Origin of the sequence: Desulfobacter curvatus DSM 3379 (genome assembly GCF_000373985.1) — a bacterium.
GTDB classification, from domain to species: domain Bacteria; phylum Desulfobacterota; class Desulfobacteria; order Desulfobacterales; family Desulfobacteraceae; genus Desulfobacter; species Desulfobacter curvatus.
The window spans coordinates 1-7,154 of the sequence record NZ_KB892928.1 but is presented as its reverse complement, the minus strand read 5'-3'; the positions used below and the strand labels follow the sequence as shown (position 1 = coordinate 7,154).

General features: G+C 49.1%; 6 protein-coding genes and 1 pseudogene. 6 read left to right on the top strand and 1 reads right to left on the bottom strand.

Features of this window, described 5'->3' with window-relative positions; all coding sequences use genetic code 11:
- Positions 1-416: 416 nt before the first annotated feature.
- Both B147_RS0103995 and B147_RS0103990 read left to right on the top strand, forming a co-directional pair.
- Positions 417-2,852 (top strand): acetate--CoA ligase family protein, encoded by a 2,436-nt coding sequence (locus tag B147_RS0103995; protein ID WP_020585955.1) that lies wholly within the window; start codon positions 417-419, stop codon positions 2,850-2,852.
- Complete coding sequence (locus tag B147_RS0103990) at positions 2,845-3,072, top strand: RNA-binding S4 domain-containing protein (protein WP_020585954.1); 228 nt, start codon at positions 2,845-2,847, stop codon at positions 3,070-3,072. The genes B147_RS0103995 and B147_RS0103990 overlap by 8 nt, the downstream gene beginning before the upstream one ends.
- A 61-nt stretch (positions 3,073-3,133) precedes the next feature.
- Here the strand turns inward: B147_RS0103990 and B147_RS27340 are convergent, their stop codons facing one another.
- Positions 3,134-3,787, bottom strand: a complete 654-nt coding sequence (locus B147_RS27340; RefSeq protein WP_157237764.1) for a protein kinase family protein — start codon at positions 3,785-3,787, stop codon at positions 3,134-3,136.
- Between the two features lie 279 nt (positions 3,788-4,066).
- On the opposite strand from B147_RS27340, the gene B147_RS27335 reads away from it, so the two are divergent.
- From B147_RS27335 to B147_RS33405, 4 genes and pseudogenes are all read left to right on the top strand, one after another.
- Positions 4,067-4,525 (top strand): DUF2914 domain-containing protein, encoded by a 459-nt coding sequence (locus B147_RS27335; protein ID WP_020585952.1) that lies wholly within the window; start codon positions 4,067-4,069, stop codon positions 4,523-4,525.
- A gap of 5 nt (positions 4,526-4,530) precedes the next feature.
- A complete protein-coding gene (locus B147_RS0103975; RefSeq protein WP_033396843.1) occupies positions 4,531-5,979 on the top strand; it encodes a nucleotide-binding protein in 1,449 nt (482 codons plus the stop codon).
- Positions 5,960-6,793, top strand: coding sequence for a DODA-type extradiol aromatic ring-opening family dioxygenase (locus tag B147_RS0103970; protein ID WP_020585950.1), 834 nt, complete (start codon positions 5,960-5,962; stop codon positions 6,791-6,793). Before B147_RS0103975 ends, B147_RS0103970 begins: the two co-directional genes overlap by 20 nt.
- Positions 6,794-6,993: 200 nt before the next feature.
- Positions 6,994-7,154: pseudogene (locus B147_RS33405) on the top strand (IS110 family RNA-guided transposase); the annotation flags it as partial.

Genomic DNA, 7,154 nt, shown 5'->3' with positions numbered 1-7,154 from the left:
TGTCCGCCCCCTTTCAACTCCGATTAGTGTGAGACGGCAACCACGGACAGGTAATCGAAACAGTTTCAAGCCTGGAATGGGGGAGAACTATGCCCGGACGGAATGAAAATCTTCGGTACAGGCCATGGTTTGTGTAGGAAGAACTACCTTTCCGATGCCTTCTGAAAGAAGGAAAGGCGGAATTTTCCCAAAAAGGAGTGGGCGGAACAACTTCGGCCGACCTTTTATTATTTATGCGTCAGCACTGTTCGTACCGTATGAAAAGTGAAAATGTTCAGATATCCGGACTATTCCATAATCGCAAATGTTGTTAACGGGTTGTTATTATCCCTGAAAATGAATACAAAGACATTGGATAACTATTCGTAAACACGGATGATGTATGCGTAACATAGCAAAAAGACTGGGATTTAAGCATGCAGTTGGATATTGATTTTGATGCCATTGAACGGATTTTCTCCAACGCCTGGGGCCAGGGCCGGGATTTTCTTTTTGAATCCGAAGTGTACGAACTTCTGGCGAAATCCGGGGCAGAGACGTTTCCCCAGGTCCGATTGATTGAGCGTGGGACCCGGATTGCCGATGACGAGCTTGTGGATATGCCGGGCGAGAAAAGTGTATTAAAAATCGTCTCTCCTTATATCATTCACAAAACAGAGGTGGGCGGGGTCCGGGTGGTGGACAAGGCGCCCAATAAAATTCGTTCTGCCGTGCGCCGGATGTTCTACGAGGTGCCTGAAAACTATGCAGCCGGTTTGGCCCTTGACCAGGACGGCCTGCCTGCGCATTATCGGGGCCTGACCGGTGACGATCTGGCATCAGCCGTTTCCCGGGATATTAAAGGCGTGCTCCAGGTGCAGTATATGCCTCCGGATTCCGCAGCCTTTGGCAATGAGCTCATTGTCGGGCTGCGCCGCACCAGAGAATTCGGTACCATATTCTCTGCCGGATTGGGCGGTACGGACACGGAATTATACGCCAGGCGGTTCAGGAAAGGCCAGGCCATCGTGGCGGCTTCCCCGGCCATGTGCACCGGGGAACAATTTTTTCAGTTATATCGCGAGACCATTTCATACAGAAAACTTGCCGGTTTAACCCGGGGACAGCGCCGTATCGTTACGGACGAACAATTGGTGGAGTGTTTTGAATCTTTTATCCAGATGGGCAACACATATTGTCTTGAAAACCCCCAATCCGTTTTTGTTATAGACGAACTTGAGATCAATCCCTTTGCCTTCACCGATTTTCTTATGGTGCCTCTGGATGGGATGTGTCGATTTTCAAAGCAAAAAAGAATACTACCCAAGCGTCCGGTGGGAAAAATTGATAATCTGCTTCATCCGGTACGTATGGGCATCATTGGTGTCTCTTCCACCCGGAAGAATTTTGGCCGGATTATTTTGGACAATGTTCTGGCCCAGGGATTTGGTCCCGAAAATATGGTGATTTTTAAAAAAGGCATGGATCAATTCCTGGGCATTGACTGCCTGCCTGATCTGGCTGCCCTGGCCGGCGGCAAGGGAAAGCTTGACCTTTTTATTGTGGCTGTGGGCGCAGATCAGGTTCCTGGCTTGGTCGAGGATATCATAGAAAAGGATGTCGCCCATGCCGTTATGCTGATTCCCGGCGGCTTGGGGGAGACCCATGACAGCCAGGATAAGGCCCGACAGGTAGTAGACGCCATCCATGCAGCCCGCACCCGCCCGGACACCGATGGCGGTCCGGTGTTTTTAGGCGCCAATTGCATGGGGGTGATCTCTTTGCCCGGCAGCTTTGATACCTGGTTTATTCCTGAGGAAAAACTGCCCAAGGACAGATCCTGCCCCAGAAAATTCTGCCGGGCTGCCCTGATCAGCCAGAGCGGGGCTTTTATGCTCCACCGAAGCCACCAGTGCCCCCAATTGGCACCGGCGTATATGATTTCCATGGGCAACCAGACCGATTTGACCCTGGGGGACATGATGACCTATTTCAAGGACAGTGATCAGGTGGATGTAATTGCCGTATATGCCGAGGGCTTTAATGATCTGGACGGCCTGGCATTCTGCCGGGCCATCAGGGATGCGGTCCTGGCAGGTAAGGAAGTGGTGTTTTATAAGGCCGGCAGAACCCCGGAAGGAAAAGCCGCCACCTCCAGCCATACCGCCTCCCTTGCCGGGGACTATATGGTCTGCGAAAGCTGTGTTTCCCAGACCGGTGCCATTGTTGCCAGAACCTTCAGTGAATTTCAGGAACTAATGCTGTTGTCCGAAACATTGAACGCCAAAACCATCCATGGCGACCGTTTGGCTGCTGTCAGCGGAGCCGGGTTTGAAGCCGTGGGCATGGCGGATTCCATCCAAAGCGATGATTTTACCATGGAACTTGCCCGATTCGACAATAAAGCGGTAGCCGATGTACGTTCTGTGCTGGCGGCCAAGGGACTGGACCGTCTGGTGACGATATCCAATCCCATGGATATCAATCCGGCGGCTGATGACCAGGTTCACGGCGACATTGCCGCAATTCTTTGCCGGGACCCCGGCGTGGATGCCGTGATTATCAGTGTGGATCCCATGTCTCCGGCCATGCAAACCCTGGACACTGCCCCGGAAGACCGGTTTTCCATGAACCAAAAAGGCGCTGTTCTCCAGCGGCTGATACATTTGAATAATACCAGTGCAACCCCCATTGTGGCAGTGGTGGACGGGGGCAGGCTTTACGACCCGTTGCGAGACGCCCTGATTGCAGGCGGCATTCCTGTTTTCAACGTCTGCGATGGTGCCGTTGCAGCCCTGTCTTTGTATATCCAGGGGCGGTTGCAGGCCAATGCCATCCGTGGGTCACAAAAAAAAGGTGTAAATTATGACTGAGAACAGAATCGTTTATATTTCCCATGCACCTGTGGAATTATACAAGGTGCTCAAGTTTGAAAATCTTGTGTCCAGCGGGGGAGAGGCCAAGCATATGATCGCCGACGGGCTGGTCCGGGTGAACGGCCGGGTTGAAACAAGAAAACGGAAAAAAATTCTTCCCGGCGATGTCATAGAAATTTACGACATGTGTCTTGAAATTCAAATGGATACCAACTGATTTCTTTGAACCCAAAGTGGATGTCTTTTTGCCGGAATTTTGCCGACGCGGTATGCGATATTTAAATATGAACAAAACTGAATATCCATAAGCGGCGAAGTCTGTTGATTCTGTGAAAAACTTTCTTACGGTCTGGGTCCAGCCCCTCTATGCATTTTCGGCTCCACATTTTGTACAGACCGGAATAGTCAATGGAGAATAAAAATTTTTTCAGCGGGCCCGGAAGCAGACTTACCAGCAATGAGGATTGAAAATCAATGATGCCGGGGGACCCGTCCGGCTGAACAATCCAGTTGCTCCCGCGGCGCAGGTCCAGATGCACGACACCTTTTTCGTGTATGCTATGCAGCAGTCGCTCACAGGCGGTAAAATAGTCAACGGGCAGGGCATGGTCCAGATCCCTGGCACCTAATATCATACCGTCCATATAATTGTAGGTTAACGTGCAAAGGGATTTGCGGGTATATCCTTGGGGAATTCCGGCAAGGTCTTTCAGCCGTGTGGAGATAAGGAGTTCGCGTTGTGTCAGAATAATACCAATGGTCCAGCGAACCAGGAGATTTTTACCGTCAAACCCTTTTTCCACCCATTGCGCTTGGCCTTGTGAACACAGGAAAACATCTGCGTTGCCCCAGCTCCCTTTATGAATCAGTTGCTTTTTCAGATCGCTCCCCCTCTCTTTTTTGACACAACGTTGAGTTGATTGGCTCAACATGAAAAATGTTAGCAGATTGTTAGTTTGGAAATAATTACACCAGATTGTTTTTTAGTCAAGCAATGAGTGGTGAATTTAGGATTCTTAAGATAGTGAACAAAAGTAAGAAATTATTCAGCTAAAGAATTTTTCGAACCGGATACTGCGGACCGGTGTTGAAAACGAGGAGGCCATGTAACGTCATTGAATGGTATATACCCCGTAATCCAGGCTTTTTTTTTCTCCCCAACCGGTATATAACATTAGGCATTTTTTACAGAATATGAAAGCGTATCGTCTATGACAGCAACAGAACATAACATGCCGGATTTCACTATAAGGAAATGTCATTTTTTATTTTCTCTGCGTCTCATTGTTTGCGGACTGGTTGGATTTTTATTTATACCGGCCGGTGTCGGCTTGGCTGAGCAGCCCCGTATGGTTTTGGCCGATGCGGTTGTGTGTGAACGCATATCCAATTTCAGGCCGGTGAATCCGGCCGTTGTTTTCAGCGTTTCCCAGGGAGAGGTTTTTTGCTTTTCCGAATTTGATCCGGTGTATGAAAAAACAGCCATTTTTCATAACTGGTATAAAAAAGACAAGCTTATTTTTTCCATGCGTCTTGTCCTTTCCGTGCCTAAATGGTCCTCCTTTTCAAGGGTCCAGATGCGCGATGCGGATAAGGGACCCTGGCGGGTGGAAATCAGGGATGAAGACAATAATATTTTAAAAACCTTAAGATTCAGTATGTCTGATTAATGCCAATGGAACAATTTTCTTTATTATTTTCTGGGTGGCGCTGGCAGGATATACTGGATATCGTTTTCAACGCATACATTCTTTTCCGTTTATATGTATTGTTCCGGGGCACCAATGTCCTGCGTGTTCTAATGGCTGTGGTGGTGATGTGGATCATCGGCCGCACTGCCAACGCCATGGGCTTGGTCATTACCAACTGGGTCATGCAGGGCGTGATCACCGTGGCGACCTTTATCATTATTATTGTATTTAGAAATGAAATATCAGGCGTGGTTCGAACACGCAGTGTGAAATTTTTCCTGTGGGAAGTTCCAAGGACCCAGATCAATACGCCGGTGCGCATCATCAGTGATGCGGTGGTGGAACTGGCCAAATCAAAAATCGGTGCATTGATCGTGATGCCCCTTAAAACAGGGGTGGACAGCATCATCGGTTCCGGGACGGATATTAATGCGTCACTGTCCAGGGAGATGTTGGTGAATCTTTTCTGGCCTGGTGCACCGCTCCATGACGGCGCTGCCGTCATCCAGAGGGGAAAAATTACCCGGGCCGGGACGATTCTGCCCTTGTCACAGAATAGACATCTGGCCTCGAAATACGGTACCCGGCACCGGGCGGCTTTAGGGCTTACGGAGCAAAGCGATGCCCTGGTGATTGTTGTCTCCGAGGAGCGTGGAAAAGTCTCCCTTGTAAAAGACAACCAAATCCATGAGGTCAGGGATCTTGATGAGATTGAGACCTTAATAAAACAATATACCGGCGGGCCTGAACCGGTAAAGAAAATGCGCCGGCAGACCCGGGAGCTGCTTGTGGCAGCCATGGTCTGCCTTTTATGTACCACAGGTCTGTGGCTGAGCTTTTCAAGGGGCATGGAGACCCTGGCCAACTATGATGTTCCCATAGAGTTCATAAATCCTGACAAAAAAATGAATATTATTGATGCCTCGGCTTCCAGGTCCAGGCTTTTGATCAGTGGTGCACGACCTCTGGTCAATGCGTTGACCCTGGATCAGATGAGCATCAAGATCTCGCTGGACGGAACAGCCGTGGGAAAAAATAAACTGGCCATTACCAGGCAGAATGTCCAGTTGCCACCAGGCATCCGCCTGAAAAATATTGAACCGGACCAGGTGGAATTGACCCTGGATACCATGGCGGAAAAACAGGTCCCGGTACAGGCGGACTTTTCAGGAAAATTGCCGGACGGCCTTATCATGACCAATATTTACGTTCTTCCTGATACGGTGAAGATCAGGGGCGGTGAGCTTGCCCTGGACGGATTAACCACGGTGTTTACCGAAAAGATCCCCCTTGAAAATTTAGCAACGTCGGGCTTTGTTAATGTGGCGCTGGTGATGAGCCCTGCCACCCTGCGGCCGGATGAGAAAAATAAAAGAGTACAGATTCGATATACCATTTCCGAAAGGAAGCCCAATGACAACACTAAAAGCTGACAGCGCCATTATTTATATCCCCCATGGCGGCGGACCTTTACCCCTTCTGGGGCATGCCGGTCATGACGCCATGAATGCATTTTTAAAAGAGCTTGCCGCAATGCTGCCGAAACCTGAGGTCGTGGTGGTGATTTCCGCCCATTGGGAAAGCGATCCTCCCATGGTAATCAGCCACCCCGAACCTGGGCTGGTTTATGATTATTACGGGTTTCCCAGGCAGGCCTATGAGATTGAGTATCCGGCTGCCGGTCACCCGGAGCTGGCCCGTAAAGCCGTGGATCTGCTGGAAGAGGCCGGCATCAAGGCGATGGAAGAAGACAAGCGGGGGTTTGACCATGGGGTTTACATCCCATTAACCCTGATGCTGCCTAATGCCGATGTTCCCTGTATTCAGATTTCCCTGTCCAAAGGTCTGGATGCCGACAAACATCTATTAATGGGGCAGGCCCTAAGACCATTGCTCAAAGAAAATATATGGCTGCTGGGTTCCGGATTTTCTTTTCACAATATGAGAGGATTTGATATGGATGCCGGCCCGGGTTCACCGTCAGTACCGGATCCCCAAAACAGATCTTTTCAAGATTGGCTTAAAAAAACCTGCGCTAATGAGAAAATTTCCCTTGAACAGCAAAAACAAAATCTTCTCAACTGGGAACAAGCGCCGGCTGCAAGGCATTGCCATCCCCGGGAAGAGCATCTGCTGCCCTTGATGGTGTGTGCCGGTGCTGCCGGGTACCGCCCTGCCCACAAGGTCTTTGATGTCAAAATAATGGGTAGGAGTTCAGTCTGCTTTTTCTGGCCGGGAACCGTATAACGGCCATGGGCCGACCTGGTCTATCTGTACCCAGGCATCAGCCCGCAACAAAGTTTGAAAGATCTGAGCAACTTATTATAACTTTCATATAACCCCCATGTCCTAGCGGACACAACGAAGCATGAAACACTTGCAAATTTTGAAAAATGGTCATAGCTATCAAATTTTTTTTTCGACCAAGAAAATATAANGAGATAGCCATGACCAAGAGATCAAAAAATAACACATTAATCCAAATCGTTCACCCAATTTGTTGTGGTTTGGATGTCCATAAAGACAAAATTTCGGCCTGTTTAATTACGGTTGATGATAATGGGAAAGAACAGCATGAGATTCGAGAGTTTTCATCATTTACTCAAGA

Coding starts and splice junctions, on each gene's coding strand:
- B147_RS0103970 (WP_020585950.1), top strand. CDS start 5,960: ATGACAACACTAAAAGCTGACAGCGCCATTATTTATATCCCCCATGGC.
- B147_RS0103990 (WP_020585954.1), top strand. CDS start 2,845: ATGACTGAGAACAGAATCGTTTATATTTCCCATGCACCTGTGGAATTA.
- B147_RS0103995 (WP_020585955.1), top strand. CDS start 417: ATGCAGTTGGATATTGATTTTGATGCCATTGAACGGATTTTCTCCAAC.
- B147_RS27335 (WP_020585952.1), top strand. CDS start 4,067: ATGACAGCAACAGAACATAACATGCCGGATTTCACTATAAGGAAATGT.
- B147_RS0103975 (WP_033396843.1), top strand. CDS start 4,531: ATGGAACAATTTTCTTTATTATTTTCTGGGTGGCGCTGGCAGGATATA.
- B147_RS27340 (WP_157237764.1), bottom strand. CDS start 3,787: ATGTTGAGCCAATCAACTCAACGTTGTGTCAAAAAAGAGAGGGGGAGC.